Source organism: Flavobacterium sp. Sd200, assembly GCF_009826935.1.
In the GTDB taxonomy this organism is placed as follows: Bacteria; Bacteroidota; Bacteroidia; order Flavobacteriales; family Flavobacteriaceae; genus Flavobacterium.
In genome coordinates, this window is record NZ_WUMN01000002.1 from 127,258 (window position 1) to 146,802 (window position 19,545).

The following is a 19,545-nucleotide window of genomic DNA, read 5'->3' on the forward strand; positions in this document are numbered from 1 at the left end:
TTTAACCTAATGCAACAGCCTTATTTAAAAAGCATTAAAAGTCGTTAAGTGTCCATTTATCTTTCCACTCTAACACGGGTTTTCCGTTTTCGAGTTTAATGGGCAGCCAAATATAACGACCGTCTATAGGGTTTTTAGGCCTCCAACGGTCGGCCATAAAAATAAATGCATCTTTTTTACCTGCTACAGGCAGGATATAGGTGCTTTGCGAATCGAATGTAATATCGGCATCTTTGCCAATGCACGGGTTGCCTAACGATTCCCATGGTCCCCACATTGAAGTAGCTTTAAACGAGCGTGCCGCATTGGGGTCCCAGCCTGTACAACCAGACGTGATAAGATAATACACACCATTTTGTTTAAATAAGGCAGGGGCTTCGTTATGGCCTGCCGGTGCTATGGTAATGTAGTTGCTTGTAAAGTCAAGGTAATCATCTGTAAGTTCGCTTACGTGCAATGTAAGGTTATCTTCGCTGGAATGTATATGGTACCCCTTGCCGTCATCGTCTACAAAAAGCTGCATGTCGCGCGCCATTTGCCCACGGGCAAAATCACGGCGCACAAACAGGCCTCCTTTTACGGCTTCGCGCCATTTAGGGGTCCACCATTTTAGGGTATCCTCCCCCGGAACATTTTTCTTCCATTCTTCGTTAAAACCTTTCGGCCAATTGCCTACATTGGGCCTGTAAGAGCGTACAAAAACGTAAGGCCCGATAGGTTTATCGCTTGTGGCTACTGCGGTGCGGGCGGCTTTATATCCCTGCCCTTTAAGCTCCAGGTGAAACCACATTACATACTTTTTGGTCTTTTTATTATAAATAACCTTAGGGCGTTCTATAACACTGCCCGAGGTAATTTCAGAATTTGGATCTTTAGATACCGGCAGGGCAACCCCTTCGTTTTTCCAGTTGTACAGATCTTTAGACGAATAGCAGGTTACCCCCACGCGGGCATCGTTAGTACTGCCTTTATGCTCGCCAAACCAGTAGTAGGTACCATTGCTGTACAAAACCCCGCCACCGTGAGCGTTAATGTGGTTACCTTCGTTGTCTTTCCATATCTCGCCCGGTGTAAAATTGGTTAGCTTTTGGGTTTGCGATACCGACTTAAGACTCAAAAACAACAAGCCTAATGTTACTATATATTTTGTGTAGCGCATAAATAATAATTTTTGGTGCATAAAGCTATGCATTATAAAAGACTGATTGTATAAGTGTAGGTATATTTATTGTCTTTAAGCAAATATTGCTGATGTGGTAATGCACCCCAACTTGTATCTCCGCCCACACCGCGTTGTGCAAGGTCTATGTGCAGGTACACCTTATCTTCCGGGTGTACATCGTTTATGTGCCTGCCGTTTTTTTTAAGTCCCGGGTCAAGACTCTCTGTACTTACGTTAAGAGCACTAAAGCTAAGCGGCTGTGCACCGATAACAGTAAAGCTGCTGTTGCCATTGCTTAATTTTATCCAGCGGGCATCGGTTTTATAGCCACACTCCTGCGGGCGAATGTATTCCCAAACAAACTGGTTGGCAACTTTATCACTATGTACCCCTAAGAATGAAGCCGTATTGCGGTCGCTGTAATTTTCCCATGGGCCACGACCATAATATTCAAGATCTTTATAATTGCCGGAAAGCTCTACACGCATACCGAAACGTGGTATCTCTGGCAGGTTTTTATCTGTTTTATCAATAGATGCCGTTACCTTAATATCTCCGTTATTCTGTATAAGGTAGTTAACAACATAAGGAACATTGGCATCTTTAAGCAAATATTTTACCTCTACAGGAAGTCCGGCATCGTTTTTTTTGCCTACTGTAACCCCCTGAACCGTTGGGTTGCTGTGTGCGCTTTTCCATATCCCAAGCTTTTTAGGCATTTCATTTCCAAAATCGTTGTCTGTTGGTGCACGCCAAAAGTAAGGTGTGGGGAAACCTGAAAGTGTTTCACTGGTATCGCCTTTTTTCCTGTAGCTGGTAATCATACCGGTGGCAAGATCAAAGCTGCCTGTAGTTCCGTTAGCTTCAAAAGTAAGTGTATTACCTTTTTTCTTAAAGCTAAGCTTGCCGTTGTTTTCTTTTGTTTTTGCAAAAAAGTCGCCACCAATTTTAAACTGCTCGCGTGCAATTTCGTGGTTGGCAGGTATTAAATTCTTTTCTGCTTTTGTGTAAGCATATACATTTAGGTAATATTCTGCATTTTCTGCCGTATCAAGCACCAGCGGAATATCTGTTTGTTTACCCGGTTGTGTATTAGCCATAAAACTGCCCGACTGTACTGCTTCGCCATTTTTAAGCAACTCCCATTTAAAGTTATAATCTCTAAGGCTTGTGTAGAAGAAGTTATTTTTAAGCGTTAGTTTATTATTAGCAAAACTGAAGTTAACATCCTGATATACTTTTTTAACTTCAGGCACACCCGGATCGGGCACACGATCAGCAGTTACAAGTCCATCTGCGCAGCCGTTTTCATCATGTTGCAACTTTTCTCCACCAAGGTCTCCACCATAAGCCCAATAGTCTTTGCCGTTAGCATCTTTAGCTTTAATACCCTGGTCTACCCAATCCCAAATAAAACCTCCCTGCATGTGCTTGCTTGAAGCTATAATATCCCAATATTCCTGAAAGTTACCCGTACTGTTGCCCATGGCGTGGGCATACTCGCACATTATATAAGGTCTTGTAACGGTAGCTGCTGCATATTTTTTCATGCTGTTAATGCCCGGATACATAGGGCAAACAATATCAGTATCACTATTTTCTCCAGCCTGTTCAAACTGTACAGGACGACTGGCATCGCGGCCTTTAAGCCATTTGTAGGCATCATAAAATACGGGGCCGTTACCACACTCATTACCCATACTCCAAATAATTATTGAAGGGTGGTTCTTATCAGTTTCCAGCATTCGTTTTATACGGTCTAAATGAGCAGGGGCCCACTCTGGCAAATAAGCAGGGTGTTTGCTTTTATCGAAAGAATTTTGCAATTCGGCACCCATGTGGTGGGTTTCTATATTGGCTTCATCTACCACATACAATCCATACTCGTCGCAAAGATCATAAATGTATGGGTCGTGCGGATAGTGGCTCATGCGGATGGCATTAATATTGTTTTGCTTCATCAGGGCAACATCTTTGCGCATCATGTCCCTGTCCGGTGCATGCCCTTTTGTTGGATGATGCTCATGAAGGTTAACCCCGTGTACCATAACGGCATTGCCATTTACAAGGAGTTGTGCATTCTTAATTTCAACCCTTCTAAAACCAGTTCGACCGCTTATGTAACCTTTTTTGCCACCCTGGGCATCCCATTCTATAATATACCTGTAAAGATAAGGTGTTTCGCTGCTCCACTGGTTTACATGACTAATTGTTTTGGTAAATGTTACGGTAGCCCCGGCAACTGGTTTAACCTCACTGTAAACCTCTTTGTTTGTACTATCTAAAAGGGTAAATTTTACCGATGACTTTGCTTTCTTAGCATTATCTATAGTTACAGTAGCAGATAGTGTTCCGTTTACATAAGCATCGTCGAGGCCTGCTACTACTTCATAATCTTTAACCGATACTGCGGGTTGTGCCTGTAAATATACATCGCGCTCTATACCGCTAAGACGCCAAAAATCCTGGTCTTCAAGATAGCTGCCATCATGAAAGCGGGTTACCTGAACCGCCAGCAGGTTTTCTCCTTTTTTCAGGAATTTGGTAATGTCAAATTCCGCAGGGGTTTTGCTTGCTTTGGTCATACCAGCTTCCTTTCCGTTTACAAAAATGCGTGCATAGCCCGATATTGACCCAAAATGCAATACAACATTGTTGCCTGCCCAGCTTTCGGGCACAGTAAACGTTTTCCTGTAGCTGCCCACCGGGTTGTAATCGCCGCCAATAAACGGAGGGTTTTTAGGGAAAGGATATACAATGTTGGTGTAAATAGGAATATCATGCCCTTCCATTTCCCAGTTTGAAGGCACAGGAATGTTTTTCCAGCTATTGTCATTCAGGTCGGTTGCATAAAAGTTTTCAGGCCTGTCTGATGTTTTCTTTACAATATTGAATTTCCAGGTACCGTTAAGGCTTTTATAATAACCGGAAGCTGTAGGATTTTCCTTTACGGCATCTTCCTGTTTATCATACATTACATAGGTTGCATGGGGCTGCAACTTATTCCTGTCTACAGCCTTTGGGTTTTCCCATTCGTTTTGCTGGGCCGCAATAAACTGGGCTGCAAACAAAAACGAACAAATCAGAACTTTCTTCATGTCTTTTGTATTTATTGGCGTTGCTAAAAATCTCAGCAACATTGGTAATTAATTCAATTTTAAAAGTGTGGGCTTTTGTCAATGGCCTTTTATGCGCTGCACAGTAATGTTTCGTGCAAGATACTGAACAGGCTTTTTTGGCCCGGGCGCTCCCGATGATCCTTCCATCTGTAAATTGACTATAAGCCACATGGGTTTTCCTGTAAAATTAGTTTGGTGCTCTGCCTGTTTAACCCCGTCAAAATAGTAGGTAATACTGGTGTGCTCTGCATCAACCCTTTTTAAAACAGCTTCATAACTGTGCCATTGCTGCATTGCATCGGGCACGGTTTGTTTAACTGTGGTAACATCTTTAGGTGTTATAAATGTGTTTTGCCAATTCAGGCTGTCGCCTTTAAACTCTAAAATATCAGTCTCCGGCGGCCAGCCTTTTACGGCCGTGAGCCAAAACGCAGGCCATGTGCCTTTTGCAACGGGAGCTTTAAACTCTCCATAAACACGATATTCAGGATATTCCTCTGTAATGTTTATCTGGTGTTTGGCGTGTACTGCACCACTATGGTAGTTTATTTCGGCATACGGCAGATGCGGGCTTTTCCCCTCCGGTTTACTTACGGGCTGTGCTGTTAAAGTAAGCACTCCTTTTTTCACGTTTACCTCATCGGCATACATGCGTGCCGAACCGTTATGATCTATACCCCAGGGATAAAACATATTCCAGTTTTTATCAAAAACTTCTTTGTTTTGCAACGAGGCTGAGTCTAGCACCGTTTCCCACTTGCCGGGATGCTCATAATACAGCTTTTTTTGCTGGGCTGTTGAGGTAGCTGTAGCCGCCAGTAAAATATAAACAAGCTGTGTAAACCGCATAGATTGTAATTAATAAATACCTGCCCGCATCAACTACTAAGTGCGCAGGCAGGTATAAGTGAAGATATTTATAAAACTAAACCCAAATTTTCGTTGTATATAGTTGGAAGGTTATTCAGCACTGTCTTCATCCTGAACAGCGTCCTGCCAATTGTCCCACACAGGTGTACTAGGATCATAGCCGTCATAGCCATAATTCTGGCTTAATTTCCCCCTCCTGTTTGCTGTAATTTCATCGTTAGGTATAGGCCAGTAATTGTTACGCTTATCCATAGTATAATATCGGGTACCATTTGGTACTACAATACCCTGCGGATATTTGTTATAAAGCGAATAGTGTACAAGTCGCTGATACCAGTAGCTTCCCCCACTTTCATCTCTGCCTGATTGCTTGTCCCAAGTGTTTATGTCATAAGTATTGCCCCACTCATCCGGCGTCCTGCTTATGGCAAGACAATGCGAAATACGCTTCAGCTCCACGTTGCGCCATTCTTCCATATAAAGCTCGCGGCCCCTTTCGGCACAAATATCGCCTATGTTAACTGTGGTGTACATTTGCGATGCTCCGGCCCTTTGCCTTACCACATTTACATCTTCGGCAGCACCGGTAGCATTGCCCTGATACAAACGGGCTTCTGCTCTAAGCAAGTACGTTTCGGCAAGACGGTATAAATACATGTGTGCAATACTGCCTGTAGTAGCACCCTGAAAATCATTAGCACTTGGGGTACTTTCTGCAACAACATCATGATAATAAATTTTATATAACGGAAAATCAAACCAGTCGCGAATAGTATCCCTTGCCAATAATGTACCTGTAGGACCATACATCCTGAAGTTAGTGCCATAATCTGCCGATGTAGGATCGCTATATTTAAAATCTTCCATGTTAACCCAGTTACCCACTGTGCTGTTATGTCTTAAATCCTGCGTGTCTTCTATACCGTTTACCCTCCACATCGTTTCCTGCGAATAGTAAGAAGCACTAATGGTTGCAATACCACGGCCATAAGCTCTTTGATAGTCATAAATAGGATTATAGTTGGCATTGTTACCTGCCAGGCGAAGTGCCGCCGTTTTACCGTCGGTTGGAGTCTTTATGTTTGCAGACGCCCAGTTAGGCCCAAAAATACGCATTGAGGCAAAACCTAAAAACGATTGGGCTCCACTGTTAGGCATAACCATAATAGCTTCCGTATTCGCGCCTATAACTTTATTCTCCGGACGGTGAAGATCCCAAATAACATTTCGGGTTACGTTCCAAGTTTCCGGTTTTCCGCCACGGTCAAAAGTGCCGAATGTATTTCTCATCAGGTTATATCCTGAAGAATTGATAAGGATATTTGCCTGTTGCTCTGCTTCCTGAAAGCGACCCGATGCCAGATAGCACTTAATAAGCAACTGGCGGCAGGCACCTTTATTTACCATGCCTAAAAGACTAAGTCCCCTTTGTTCGGGCACCCATTCTACTGCCTTTTCCATATCGGCGGTTATCATTTGTATAATAGCCTCTTTTTTTGTAGAACGGAAATTCAGTTTCGGCACTGACAGGATTTTAGTAACCAAAGGAATATCGCCAAACTGGTAGACCAAATTAAGGTAGCGGTAAGCCCTATGAAAATAAGCCTGCCCTTTGTACCTGTTCCTTACTTCTTCAGTTAGTCCTTCTATACCATCAATATAGGTTAATATAGTATTGGCATATTTTACACCGTTGTAACCCTCATACCAGTAATATCCTAAATAAATACCATCGTTAGTGGCTGTAGCAAAAGACCCTGTAGGTACAATAATATTGGCATAATCTGCTGCAGTTGTACCAGCATCTGTCTTGCCATATTTGGCCATATCAGAGAAAACGTACTCTGTACCTATAGGGACACTGTTATTGGCATAATTGTAATGTATGTAATAGTTTCGCAACTGCTTGTCTGCTATAGACATAATAGCCTGCAAGCCTTCTTCAGTTGTAAGCGTGGTGCCCGGTTCATAAAATGATAGCGGGTCTGCTTCAAGAAAGTCTTCAGTACAGGAAGTAAGCATCAGGACGGCCAATGAAGCCTGAAGCATCCTTTTAAATTTTATATTGATATGCTTTTTCATAGTCATTTATTATAAAGTTAGGTTTAGACCGAAGTTAAACATGCGTGTGGCAAGTCCTCCCGTTTCCGGGTCTCCAAAATATTTCCAATCGGCAGCCCAGGTAGCCACATTCCTTACAGAAGCAGTTAGCCTAAAGGTTTTTATATTCCATTTTTCGGTAAATGCCCTTGGTATAGTGTAGCCTATAGATATATGATCTAAACGTATAAAGTTGCGGTTATACAATTTTCCGGCACTTGCTCCTGCCGGTGCAACAGCATCAAGACGTGCCCAGTCTTGTGTAGGGTTGTCAACGGTCCAGTAAGGATTTACAAATGCGTTGTAGTTGTTAGTGTACATACTACCTGCATTAAAATTATTCATATACCTCGTGTCTAACGATTTATGCCCCATATATGAATACATGTTTACAGCTATATTCCAGTTTTTATAAAGCGTAAATTCATTACGCAACGACCAGTTTATTGGTGGGTCGGTTTGTCCCATAAAAACCCTGTCGTTATTGTTATAAACCGGTGTTCCGTTTGCACCGTCATCAGCTGTATAAATATTAGCAATTTTAGGGTCGCCCGGGCGCTGGCCATATCTCCTTGCTTCTTCATATTCATCTTTTTGCCATATTCCTATAACCTTATGGCTCCATATAGCTGAGATAGGTTTGCCTATAAACCACCCATTGGCAATATCATCTCCCTCCCTTTGGCTTGTAATATTGCCATTTTCGTCAAACTCATATATCATATTACCATACAGCTTATTGATACGGTTTTTATTGTATGAAAAAGCAGCAAGCGTTCTCCATTCAAAATTTGGGGTTTTCATATTTACCGTCGTAAGGCTAATTTCATAACCTGAGTTCTGTACCTCTCCCAAATTCGTTACTATAGAAGGAAACCCGGTAAAGCCTGTAAGGCGTTCGGTCATGATCATATCGTGGGTTTTAGACTTGTAAACCTCTATAGTACCGGTAATACGGTCGTTTAAAAACCCAAAGTCAAGACCTGCATTAAATGCCGTTGTTTTTTCCCACTGCAGGTTAGGGTTTGCCATCCTGTCAAGCGTTAGGTATTTCATGTCTACCACAGCACCGGTAGTTGGGTTAATGTATCCCATAGTGGCACCAGTACCAGAACTAAGATTTGCTAACCAAACATAAGGGTCTGCAAGTGCCCTATTACCATTCTTACCATACGAAAGGCGCAGTTTACCCATATTCATTGGTTCCCATTTAAACCATTTTTCGTTCGCAAAATTCCATCCCACGGCAACAGAAGGGAAGGTTGCATAAGGGTTATTATTTCCAAAAGCAGAGTAACCGTCGCGGCGAATAGTACCGGTTATCATATAACGCTCATCATAAGAATAGAACAGCCTGCCCATTAAAGCATCGGCACTTTGGTGGCTATCACTAGTAGAGAAACCACTGTTTAAAAGAGTAGCATTTGATGTGTTGTGGAAACCCAATATATCTGTTGGAAGTATATTGCGGGCAGTTATATTATCTGACCAGTATTTGCGGTCTTCTGCCTCCTGTACAAATGTTGCTATTATGTGGTGTTTGTCTCCAAAGGTATGATCCCAGGTAATGTTGTTGTTAAGGTTATAATCAAAGTTCTTGGCATGCCCCCTGTTAGCACCTATGTTTACCGGATTCCACCCTTCATGCCCTGACGACTGGAAGTAGCGGTCATAAAAGAACTGGTATCTTGGTGCAATATTGAATGAATAGGTAATACCATAAGGTAAAGTTACCTTGGTATTAAACACCGTGTTAAGCACTGTATATCCTTTTTCAAGATCCATAAACTGACGGTCATAATAGTAGTTGTATCCACCAATTGTAGGCCCCATTGGCTGTCTTACATAAGCACCGTTAGCATCGGTAAAATCAGCATAAGGGCTGTTGCGCATCATGTTTGCATCCCAGTAGTTAGTACCAGTACCTACACTAATGTTACCGTCTGTACGATCCTGAAAGTTAACATTGGCACCTACTTCAAGCCAGTCGGTTACTTTGCTGCTTACTTTAAAGTTAGAGCGTATAGCCCTGTACTCATCTCCCACAATAGCACCTTCGGCATCCAAATAACCAACAGACATATAGTAATTGCTCCTATCGCTGGCACCTGATATACTCATGTTATAATCCTTATTAAACCCGGTACGGAAGGTACTTTTATACCAGTCCTGCGTTTTTCCGTTAGTAAAATTGTTTATAAGAGACGTTTCTACAATCCCTAAACGACGGCCCCAAATTTCCCTCGGTGTCCTGTTTACGGTTTCATTGGCAGGCTGGTAAGCAAGCCATTGGTCTAACGTAATGCCATATTGTGAAAGGTTATCAGGGTTAGAAAAATACCCCACCTGACCTGTTCGGGCAGCAACATAGGCTTCATACTGACCTGTTGTTGTATTAAATCCATAGGTTTTTGCCGTTTCCCAGTCTTCCCTGTATTTTGCATATCCATTAGCGTCATACACGTCGGGGTAAGCGCTTAAAGAGTTTACGGTCATATTAGAACTTATGGTAATAACCGGTTTACCTGTTTTACCCTTTTTAGTGGTAATAATAATTACACCTGCCGCCGCACGCGAACCATATACAGCCGTGGCTGAAGCATCTTTTAAAATGTCTATCTGGTCTATATCGTCAGGGTTAATTTCAGATAGCTCGCCATAAAACTGCATACCATCAAAAATGATAAGCGGCGAATTGTGGCTGCCTCCCGTGTAAACCGAAGTTTGCCCCCTTATCTGTAATGATCCTCCACCTTTAGCATCAGATGAATAGCCTACTTTTAAGCCCGGTACACCACGCAGCACGTCCTGAACCGTTTGTGGGTTTTGATCGGCAAGGTTATCGGCCTTTACCTGTACAACCGAACCGGTAAGGTCTTTCTTTTTCATTTTACCGTAACCTACCACAACCACTTCTTCTAATTGGGTAGTGCTTTCTTCCAACTTAATGTCTATTGAAAGCTGTCCTTTTACAGGGATCTCCTGCGTTTTAAAACTTGTAAAGCTAAACACCAAAACTGCATTTGCCGGAGCTGCAATGGTGTATTTACCATCAAGATCAGTAACCACAATATTAGAGCTGCCTTTTACAGCAACCGATACACCCGGCAGTGGCAGTCCGTCTGCCTTTGAGACAACGGTTCCTGTTACCGGAGACTGAAATAAGGGCTTAGACAGTTTGGTTAGTCCGCCCGCCCACAAATGATCAGGACAGGCACACATGTAAAACAAGAGTACCAGCCCCAGAATAGATCTTGAAAATCTAAAATGGTAGTTTTTCGCCATAATTATTTAAAGAGTTAGGTTATACTTTTTACCAACACATAATTCAACAATAAAGCAGCTCAAAAGACTACTTAAACGTTGTAGTAATGATTGATACCTACAAATTAAGGGGGCTTATGGCGATTTAGAAGGGGGGTAAATCACAAATTAAAGGGGGGAAAATTGGAGTTTTAAGGCTATTTAATACGATTTTAGATTTTGGATGTAAGAAACCCTACAACGTTGTAGTGAAATTAATATTAAGTTAAAAGAAAATCGCTTATTGCTTACTTTTGAATCACATTAAGTTCTTTATTAAAAGAATGGCGATATCTTTTAATATATTCCGATGGTGTCATGCCAAACAACTTTACAAACTGCTCACGGAAATATTTTTTGTCTTCAAAGCCCACCATAGAGGCTGCCTGAGCAATTTGTACATCTTCGGTAAGCATGAGCAATGCAGCACGGCGGAGACGTACAGACCTAATAAATCCATTTAGTGTTTGACCTGAAACCGCCTTTATTTTTGTGTAAAGTCCATTGTGGCTCATTCCCATAGCTTTTGAGAACTCTTTTATGGTAAAGCTTTCGTTATTTAGGTTTCGCTCTATTACTTCTATACAGCTTTTAAGAAAATCCCTGTATTCTGTAGGGACCTTTTGAGAATGTTCCCTAAGTGTAATGTTATCAAGAAAATAATTGCGCAACTGACCGCGATTGCGCAACAGTGTTTCTACTTTGGCCCTTAAAATATCATTATCAAAAGGTTTGGTCAAATAATCATCCGCACCATCTGTAATTCCCTGCAAATGGGTTTCCTGGCTTGTTGTAGCTGTTAGCAATATAACCAGTATGTGGTTAAGTCCTTCGCTTTCCTTAATTTTTTTACAAAGCTCGAGCCCGGTCATACCATCCATAGATATATCGCTAAGAACAATGTCGGGTAAATGCTTTTTAACCAACTTTAGTCCATCTGTACCATTATCGGCATTATAAACAATATAGTCGTTAGCAAAAAGGCTTACAAGATAATTGCGCACTTCAGTATTATCATCTATAACAAGTATCGATTTCTTATCAGTAACAATCTCTTCTTTTAATTGGTAGTTTTTTTCCTCTTCAACATTCGCAGTTACTTCGGCTAAATCATTATCCTGTAGGTTTTCACCTAATAGCTCTTTAACCAGTTCCGACATTTTTGAAGAAACTGTGTTTATAGGCAGATCTTCAAAATGATCGTAGCCTTTTTTAAACAACAATGTAAACACCGTGCCTTTACCGGGCTCGCTTTCACATTTAATATCTCCTTTATGTTTGTCAACAAAATATTTTACAATATATAGGCCAATGCCAAAACCTTTGCCGGGACTGGTATTTAAATTTACCTGACGGAACTTTTCAAAAATATGTTCCGCATCGTCCGGATTTATACCACAGCCACTGTCTTTAACAGTAACTTTTATATGCCCATTGTCATCTGTAAGAGACACCACAACACTCCCTCCTGCAGACGTATATTTAAATGCATTGGAAATAAGGTTGTAAACACATATTTCAATCTTATCAAAATCGCCTATTACCTGTACATCATGTTCAGGCGCTTCAAACCGATATTCTATTGCCTGCTCTTTTGCCTGTTGTAAGAAACACTGATATACCTCATCGCACAAATTATTCATGCTTATTGAAGATAGTACCAATTCATCGGCATCGCTTTCGGCACGCCTAAAGAGCAATAATTGATCTATTAACCTGAGCAACCTGCGCGCATTGCGATGTGCTATGGCAAGATCGGGTATAGCTTCCCCCCTCTCTGTTTGTTGTCTTAAGACTTTCTTTAACGGATTGATGATAAGTGAAAGCGGCGTCCTGAACTCATGTGATATGTAGGTAAACATAGAAATTTGTTTTTCAACAATTTCTTTCTCTTTAAGGCTTTCCATGTGTGCCAGTTTAACCTCATAGCGCATGCGCTCTTTGTTGCGGCTGTAGCGCAGGTAAGTATATATAGCCCCCCCTATGGCAATTATGTACAGGGTATAAGCCCACCATGTGCGGTACCAAGGAGGCAAAACATGAATGGTTAGCAGCGTCTCTGCATTATGCCATTTGCCCTGATTGTTTGTACTTTTAACTTTAAAGGTATAAATACCTTCAGTTAGCCTGGAATAATTCGCCCTACGGCTTTTGCCTACATAATTCCAGTGTTCATCCCACCCGGCAAGGCAATAGGCGTATTTTATTTTATCGGAATTTTCATAATCAAGTGCCACAAAATCGAGCGAGAGGTTGGTTTGGTCAAACGGCAGTCTTAGCGTTTTTAAAGCACTCCCGCCCTTCTCAAAATATCGCTGATCGTTTTGAACAGAATTGTTATTTATCAAAATATCAGCCAGAAGCAATTCAGAAGTATGTCCGGCATCTTTTATACTGCCCGGTATAAAAATATTAAACCCGTTGATGCCTCCAAACAGCATTTCTCCTGTAGAAAGACTAAGGGCGGCATTGTAGCTAAACTGATTACTTTGAAGCCCATCTGAAACAGAGAAGTTACGGAGTATATTTTTAGCCACGTCGAACATACATAGACCATTATAGGTACTAAGCCATAGACGACCGGTATCGTCCTGCAGCATTCTTAAAATAGTGTTACCCGGAAGCCCGTCGGCAGTTGTATAGCGTTTATACGTTTGGGTTTTCCTATCATATTTTAAAAGCCCTCCTTCTGAAGTACCTATCCACAATTTATCATCAGATGCTTCGAGAATGCAGCGCACAGGGTAGCCAACTTTTTGCGAGTGTATTTTTTTTCCTGCTTTATCTATAGCATACAGGTGTGTAAAATTGCCCGTCCACAACATGCCATCTTTAGTTTGTGTCATGCATATAAGTTCGGACAGCTTTGGATCATAAACCTCAAAACTATCCCCTTTACGGTTATATAAATAAAGTGCTCCTTCGCGGGTAGACGCAGCCCACAGGTTTTTAGAGGCATCTTCATATATAAACCAAACATTTTTTTCTTCACGCCGGGCATGGGCATTGTATAGGTTGTATTGCTTTATTTTATGTGTGTCGGGGTCTATTCTATTAATCCCGCCATACCATGTGGCTACCCATATATTATTTTCATAATCACGTGTAATGCCGGGAATAAAATTACTGCTGAGTCCTTCTGCTGTAGTCAGGCTTTTATAAGTATTTTGTTGCCTGTCCCATATCCTGATACCGGCACCATCTGTACCTATCCAAACTTTTTTGTTCTTGTCTTCGCAAAAAGAAAGCGTATAATTTTCCGAAAGATTGTTGTTCTCGCTTTTGATATGTTTAAAATACCTTTCAGAGTTACCCAGCATGCTTATGCCCCCTCTTAGTGTTCCAAACCATTTATTACCATCATTATCTTCATATAGCCCCCAGACGGCTGCGCTTTTTAATAATCGTTGATGACCGTTTGCCTTATAAACTCCAATACTCCTATTCTTATCAATATGAAATACTCCTGCCCCATCTGTAGCTATGTAAATTTCATTTTTCTTATCGACTAAAATATTGGTTACTATACTTTTATGAGGCAATAAATTTTCGCTGTATTGCAAAGTACCGGTGTTGAGATTATACAAGCCATCATCTGTACCCAGCCAAAAAGTACCTGTTTTGTCCTGCTTTATTACATTGGCCTGAATTTTAAGGCCATTGAAGGCCTGCAAAGTCGATGTGCTGATAATGTACTTATAAAGTCCGTAACTTTTAATAAAAACCCAGCAAAAACCTTTATCAATTACAGGCTCTAAGGCCGTAACATGATAGTTTGTGATCGTTTTACCCTTATGGTTAAAGTTTATCTTTCGCCCGGAATAGGCTCCTTTTTTAAATATGACAAGTCCGGATTTATCGCAGCCTGCAAGCATAACCGAATGTCCTATGTGTGCTATTTGCCCAACTCCCTCTTTTATAGCCTGTGTTGAAGAAAAACCAAGTCTTTGAAAAATACCTTTATCCGTTTTAAAGACACTGCCCCCGTTGGGGCCTCCAGTCCAGATATTGTTTTGGGCATCTCCCTGAACACAAAAAATATAATTTGCAGCGATAGAATTGCTGTTATTTATCTCGTTCCGGAAAATAAGAAAATCATATCCATCGTACCTGTTTAACCCATCATAAGTGCCAAACCACATGTAGCCCGATTTATCCTGATAAATGGAGTTGACCGAATTGTTAGACAATCCCATGGATATATCAAGATATTTTACAGGAAAATCCTGAGCACACAACTTTACAGCAGTTAAAAATATACAGGCAAGTATGATAATCCTAAACTTCATAAACAACAGTGCTTCGAACCTAAATAGTGAACACCGCTAATTTAACAATTAGAATAAAACAAAAAAATAGCTGTAAAAAAATAAATTTAAAAAATAAATTAGCTAATAAATACCGTATTGATATTACATGATGTTATTTTAAGAATTATTACGCTATTAAAACAGTAGTTTACAGAATATATCACACAGCAGTTTACAGGAAGCCTTATTTATAGTTAAAAAAACATTAAAACCGAAAGACAACTTACATTTAACTACGTAACACATTGAAATTGTAGTACTTTTGATTAAAAAATATAATTATGAAAACAAAATTACTACTCCTCTCATTAGTATTTGGAACTGCTGCTTTTAGCCAGGGTTTTGTCAGGGCATTTTACGCATTTACTGCTGAAGGCCTTACTGATAATTACACTATTGTAGAAAGCTCTGTAGACCTTAACGAAGCAGCAAGCACCGGGGCCAATGTTATTTGGAACTTTAACAACCTTACTGCTTTGACATCAACATCAACAATGGTTATTCCACCCTCTGCATCAGATATCGCTACCTACCCCGGGAGTACTATGCTGGTACAAAGCACTAAGGAAAATGGAGATGTAACCCGCTATTTTTTTGTACAAAATCTAACTGATGGCATATTGCTTGCCGGAGCGGAAACAACAGGATTTACATTAAATTACATTACCAATAATGCCTTTATAATGAATTTCCCTCTTAGTTACGGTGGTGGAAACCACGAGGAGCCTGATGCTGTTGCAGGAACGTTTCAATATGGAACTTACAACGGTACATTTACAGGCACAATCAGTACATTTTATGAATCCTTCGGAACCCTTACAGTAAACGTGGGTAGCGCAAACAATACGCCTGCTATGCGTCTTAAAACAGTGCAAAACCTTACGCTTACCGTTTTTGGCATACAGGTAGGTACAGCTACACAAACCATGTACAGCTATTATGGTGAAAACTTGCTTACAGGTCCTTTATTCAGGAGCATAACAACTGACATTGATGTGCCGCTTGGTGGGATAGACTCTACTACTACAGTTTACGAATCGTATGAAACTACGGCAATGAGCATACCGCAAGTTGCCAAAAGCAAGGCTAGTCTTGCCCCTAACCCGGTAAACGACGTATTGCATTTTGCAGGCATAGACAACATTAATAACATAACGGTTATGGATGCTACAGGCCGAATAGTGCTTACAGGCAATGGCAACAACGTTTCGGCTAACAGTCTTAATAAAGGAGTTTATTATGCCACGGCACAGACTGAAACTGGAAAACAAACGGTTAAGTTCATCAAAAAATAATATTTTTGAAATAACATGATAAGCTCGTGATTCATAGATCACGGGCTTTATTTTTATTCTGTTATATAAAATAGCTAAAAGACAGATTCTTTATGTGCGAAACAAAAAGGCAATTGCTTATATGTAAAGCAGTAAAATCACAAAACAATACTATTACATACTCTTAATTACAGAACTGAAATAACAACTGTTTTACAATCCTTCATACGTTTTGTCTATTAAGAATGAGAGCGACTCTTTAATTATTTTCCTGCCGTCTTCACTTGCGGTATCGATACCGCAAAAATTGCTCCCGTTAACAGCAGCATATAAATTAAGGTAGTAAGTACCAGCAATTAATATAGCCATAACTGCACGATATTTTTCTGCATTTGCGCCAAAATATGGATCGGTAATCGCCTGGAGCAAGTTTTCACCATTTGCCTCCTGCTTTTCGGTTAACCTCTTCAAGGACTCCCTTTCTTCAGACAATCTCCATAAAAGGATTTTTTGAAACTCTGCATTATTTTTTACATAATCAAACTGCTGTTGCAGCATTGTCTTTGTAAATTCATGCCCACCATCGGTAATTGTTACAGGAATCTTATCTCCTTTAACATTACTCCAAAAGTCGTGGGAATCTATATACTCATCCAACAATCCGTTTAAATCACCAAAGCATTTATTAATCATTTTCCTGTCGAGGCCTGCCTCTTCAGCTATCTGATTGGTCTTTAAAGCAGTATAACCGGAAGAAGTAAGGATTTTACCTATCGATTTTAAAAATTTTTCTCTGCTTCTGTCCTTATTTCGTATTGTTCCTGCTACTGTTTTTCTTCCCATGATATAGAGATATGAACGCTAAGATAATTATTATTTTAAAATATTTAAATAAGACCCAAAAATGGGTCTTATTTTGTTTATATTTACATCACGCAATTTACAATTGTTAAACATCGATCATTCAATCAATAAACGACAGAACAATATGCCCAACAAACAACTTACAGAAACGAATAAAGAGTAATTACTAAAAAAAGAAAAAACTCAAAAATGATTATCTATTGCTGCATAAGTTATGGCATGCTAAGGTTAGCCACACTAATGTGGTACAGTAACGAAAAAATGAACCTTGATTATTTTACTGTATTTATTGCCGTCATATGTACAATATCAATAGTCAGACTAAAAAAACTCTCGAAAGTAAAAAAGAAAAAACTGTTAGAAGATAACCACGCCATTGGAAATTAATACAAATAAGCAACAAACCTTAATTTAAAAAAATGGGAAAGAAAATATCCGAACTGACATTAAAAGAGTTAGAACAAAAAAAGAAAAAAATTACTGGGGCATACATAGGGCTTGGTATTGTAATGGCTGTAGCCTGTCCCGCACTCATATATTTTGCCATTATACAAAAAAATTATGCACTTATGGTGGTGGCTACAGGTTCATTTATATCACTAACCCCGGGATTAACCCTAATTACACAGATAAAAAAAGAAATTAAAGCCCGGAAAACAGAACAGCATTAAAGTGCTTCCGGAAAGTGTTTGCTTATATACATTACTTGTTAAATTCTAAAAAATTGCTATGAAAAAGAATTACATTTTTTTGCTGTTGTGTACAGCAATCACTTTCAGCGCTTATGCACAATTAAATTACATTGGCTTAAAAGAAGAGCTTACTGCACCACGGGAATTACCTTACAATAGCCTAAGACCGGAAATGCAGCTATTGGGCGACTATCTTTATGTACCTACATTTTCGGGTATATACAAAAAACAGTTAAACACGACCGCTACCAATTGGGAGCCATATGCTTTTGCAGGCCAACCCATACGCGACTTTGTAAAAAATGGCGACCGCATTCTTGCCATTACCAATAAGGAACAGGACAGCCTTATGCTTGCCTCTAATGATGACGGGGCTACATTTAACGATTTCACCCCAGCACATTTTTTAGAAATGGAAAACTTCAACCGGATGTTTCGTATTGCACAGAATAGGCAAAACCCCAACTCAATCATAGTGCTCCATTTTACCTACGGACTCTCTAAATCAACAGATTTTGGGGAGTCCTGGGTAAATTTAAATGATTACACCGGTGGCTATCAGGACAGGTTTGCCGATTTTCACCCAGCCGACAGCCTAACAATTAATTATGGCGGAGAAACTGAATTTTTCTCATCTTATATACAGCATACTGCCGACGGAGGACAAACATGGTCCCGTACCGATCTTAGCGATAATAATTGCACGCATTTTATAGCAGCACACCCTACTAATCCTGATTTCTTATTGTCCGGAAGTGAAGGACGTATATCACGTTCGTTAGATAGAGGTGCTACATGGCAGGATCCCTATTGGATAGAGGGTTATTTTTATATTTATAAGATACTTTTTGACATTAATAATCCATCTATTGTTTATGCCGCGGGTGCACGTAACGGAGCAAATAATACCGTTACAATATATAAATCCATTGATGAAGGGATTAGCTGGCAAATTGCTTATGAAGAGACTCTTGCACAGGATACCGGTGGTGTTGCCGATATGGTGCAATATGGCAACCAGCTTATATTATTAACATATAAAGAAGGAATGTATGCCTTAGACATTGATCTGCTAAAAAAAAACAAGCCTGTTTACGGGAATTTTATTGTATATCCTAATCCCACAAACGGGTTTTTAGAATATGAGAGACCTGAAACTGTAAAAGAAATTGTTATAACAGACATGAATGGCAGGACTCTTAGAAAATTAGCCGGTAACAAAAAACAAAGTAAAATAGATTTATCAGGAATAACACAGGGTACTTACTTGATAACTTTTTATTTTAAGGAAGGACAGGTAACTAAGAAAATAATTATTCAGGACTGATTTATCACATAGTTGATTAATGCTATCAATAAAAGTGGCGCATAAACTGGATTCAGTAACTTATAATCTTTCACAAAGCCATTAAAAGCGAACAATAAATTATTTGCTTTAAACTTTTTGAAGGATCAAAATTAAATTCCTGTATTGGATTTAGCCAACATATTCAAGCCCCCATTTATATAATTCATTAATAATTGGTTCCAGTTTTTCGCCCTTTGCTGTCAGAGTGTATTCTACCGTAGGCGGAACAGTTGCATACACTTTTCTGATTACAATTCCATTTACCTCCATATTTTTCAATTCCTTAACCAACATCCGGGTATTAATGCCGGGTATCAGGCGCTCCAGTTCGCTAAAACGCTTCGTACCTGAAAACAGGGCGTAGATAATAGACATAGACCATTTTCCACCTATTACACTCAGAATTTCCTGAAGAGCACAACGCTCTTCATTTTTTTTTATTTTTTTTTCGCTCATATATGCCTGATGTTGTTTATTCCTTTACCCGGTGTTATTACTATACA

11 protein-coding genes are annotated in these 19,545 nt (G+C 40.0%); 3 read left to right on the forward strand and 8 right to left on the reverse strand.

Annotated elements, in window-relative coordinates:
- Positions 1–34 precede the first annotated feature (34 nt).
- The 6 genes from GR160_RS06645 to GR160_RS06670 form a co-directional block, all read right to left on the reverse strand.
- Positions 35–1,159: a glycoside hydrolase family 43 protein gene (locus tag GR160_RS06645; RefSeq protein ID WP_160749087.1), complete on the reverse strand. Its 1,125-nt coding sequence runs from the start codon at positions 1,157–1,159 to the stop codon at positions 35–37.
- A 32-nt stretch (positions 1,160–1,191) separates the two neighbouring features.
- Entirely contained in the window at positions 1,192–4,260 is a 3,069-nt protein-coding gene (locus GR160_RS06650) for a glycoside hydrolase family 2 TIM barrel-domain containing protein (RefSeq protein ID WP_160749088.1), read from the reverse strand.
- Between the two features lie 78 nt (positions 4,261–4,338).
- Positions 4,339–5,130: a family 16 glycosylhydrolase gene (locus GR160_RS06655; protein ID WP_160749089.1), complete on the reverse strand. Its 792-nt coding sequence runs from the start codon at positions 5,128–5,130 to the stop codon at positions 4,339–4,341.
- 111 nt (positions 5,131–5,241) lie between these two features.
- Positions 5,242–7,233 (reverse strand): RagB/SusD family nutrient uptake outer membrane protein, encoded by a 1,992-nt coding sequence (locus GR160_RS06660; RefSeq protein ID WP_160749090.1) that lies wholly within the window; start codon positions 7,231–7,233, stop codon positions 5,242–5,244.
- Between the two features lie 9 nt (positions 7,234–7,242).
- Positions 7,243–10,536: a SusC/RagA family TonB-linked outer membrane protein gene (locus GR160_RS06665; RefSeq protein WP_160749091.1), complete on the reverse strand. Its 3,294-nt coding sequence runs from the start codon at positions 10,534–10,536 to the stop codon at positions 7,243–7,245.
- A 266-nt stretch (positions 10,537–10,802) separates the two neighbouring features.
- Positions 10,803–14,843 carry a hybrid sensor histidine kinase/response regulator transcription factor gene (locus GR160_RS06670; RefSeq protein ID WP_160749092.1) on the reverse strand — a complete coding sequence of 1,347 codons (4,041 nt, stop codon included), beginning with the start codon at positions 14,841–14,843 and terminating at the stop codon, positions 10,803–10,805.
- Between the two features lie 302 nt (positions 14,844–15,145).
- Between GR160_RS06670 and GR160_RS06675 the strand changes: the two genes are divergently transcribed.
- Positions 15,146–16,159: a T9SS type A sorting domain-containing protein gene (locus tag GR160_RS06675; RefSeq protein ID WP_160749093.1), complete on the forward strand. Its 1,014-nt coding sequence runs from the start codon at positions 15,146–15,148 to the stop codon at positions 16,157–16,159.
- Positions 16,160–16,351: 192 nt separating this feature from the next.
- On the opposite strand, the gene GR160_RS06680 is transcribed toward GR160_RS06675, so the two are convergent.
- Positions 16,352–16,981, reverse strand: coding sequence for a TetR/AcrR family transcriptional regulator (locus GR160_RS06680; protein WP_160749094.1), 630 nt, complete (start codon positions 16,979–16,981; stop codon positions 16,352–16,354).
- A 440-nt stretch (positions 16,982–17,421) separates the two neighbouring features.
- Here GR160_RS06680 and GR160_RS06685 point away from each other — a divergent pair, with 440 nt between their 5' ends.
- Together GR160_RS06685 and GR160_RS06690 are read left to right on the forward strand one after the other, a co-directional pair.
- Positions 17,422–17,673, forward strand: a complete 252-nt coding sequence (locus tag GR160_RS06685) for a hypothetical protein (protein WP_160749095.1) — start codon at positions 17,422–17,424, stop codon at positions 17,671–17,673.
- Between the two features lie 58 nt (positions 17,674–17,731).
- Positions 17,732–19,021: a T9SS type A sorting domain-containing protein gene (locus GR160_RS06690; protein ID WP_160749096.1), complete on the forward strand. Its 1,290-nt coding sequence runs from the start codon at positions 17,732–17,734 to the stop codon at positions 19,019–19,021.
- Between the two features lie 150 nt (positions 19,022–19,171).
- Here the strand turns inward: GR160_RS06690 and GR160_RS06695 are convergent, their stop codons facing one another.
- Positions 19,172–19,498 carry a helix-turn-helix domain-containing protein gene (locus GR160_RS06695; protein ID WP_160749097.1) on the reverse strand — a complete coding sequence of 109 codons (327 nt, stop codon included), beginning with the start codon at positions 19,496–19,498 and terminating at the stop codon, positions 19,172–19,174.
- Positions 19,499–19,545 lie beyond the last annotated feature (47 nt).